Source organism: Lactobacillus helveticus DSM 20075 = CGMCC 1.1877, from assembly GCF_000160855.1.
GTDB lineage: Bacteria > Bacillota > Bacilli > Lactobacillales > Lactobacillaceae > Lactobacillus > Lactobacillus helveticus.
In genome coordinates, this window is the sequence record NZ_GG700752.1 from 273,590 (window position 1) to 274,580 (window position 991).

General features: G+C 34.4%; 1 pseudogene. It reads right to left on the reverse strand.

Annotated features, from left to right (window positions below):
• Positions 1-821: pseudogene (locus tag HMPREF0518_RS01250) on the reverse strand (LysR family transcriptional regulator); the annotation flags it as partial.
• Between the last annotated feature and the right edge of the window lie 170 nt (positions 822-991).

A 991-nucleotide genomic window follows, 5' to 3' on the forward strand; every position in this document is an offset into this window, starting at 1 on the left:
TTAGATTTTCGTCAATTTTTAATAGATTAACTGGGGTTTGACGCATACGTGTGAGTATGATGGCAGAAGAAATGGTGAGGCCCACACCCCTTAAGGCTAAATCGGTGGCGGTAATAATACTTTTACTTTCAAGAACAATATTAGGTTTAATATGGAATTTCTGAAATAATCCATTAACTTGATGTCGAATAGCCGATTCTGAGGCAGTTAAGACCATAGGAGCTTGTAAAACTTCCGTCAGGTCTTAAGTTTCATCTGCCTCTAAAATAAACTTGTCAGAGCGAAAATAATGCGAATTCTGAGGAATTACCACATAATATTGTTCTCCGTTTTTAACCAGATAGTTCAAATCATGAGAAATAGTCTCAGGTGTCTGACCAATGTAACAATCTATGTCGCCATTAAGCAAGTTAGTTTCATTTTTCTGGGGTGAATTTTCAAACAGTTGAATTTCTACGTTAGGATTATTCTGTAAAAATGAAGGCAGTAATCTAGGCAACAAAAAAGAACCTAAGCTTTCTAAGACTCCTAACTTGATGATTTCTTTATTAGGTTCAGTGTACGGAGCAAGGTCGCGCTCTAATTGTTGATCGTTATAGGAAATGTTTTCCAAATATTTGTAATAAATCATTCCTGCTTCTGTTAGGGAAAAAGGCACACGGTCACGGTTGATGATTTTTGTACCGAGTTTTTTCTCAATTCTTTTTATTAATTGAGTTAAATAAGGTTGAGAAAATATATAATTCGCGAGCAGCTTTAGTAAAGTTGCTCTCTTTGAGCAATACATCAAGATAGTGCAACAAAGCTTCGGGGTCGTTCATTAAAATCCCTTCTTTCCCTCGATAATAAAATTATTATAACGCATTAGCTAGAAAACTATTTCGTCTAGGATTTTAGTGATGCAAATTCTACTGTTAATAAAAAATATCAGTCATTGCGGCTGATATTTTAATTTGTGATAAAATCAATTAATTTTTGAGCAGGCTGAGAT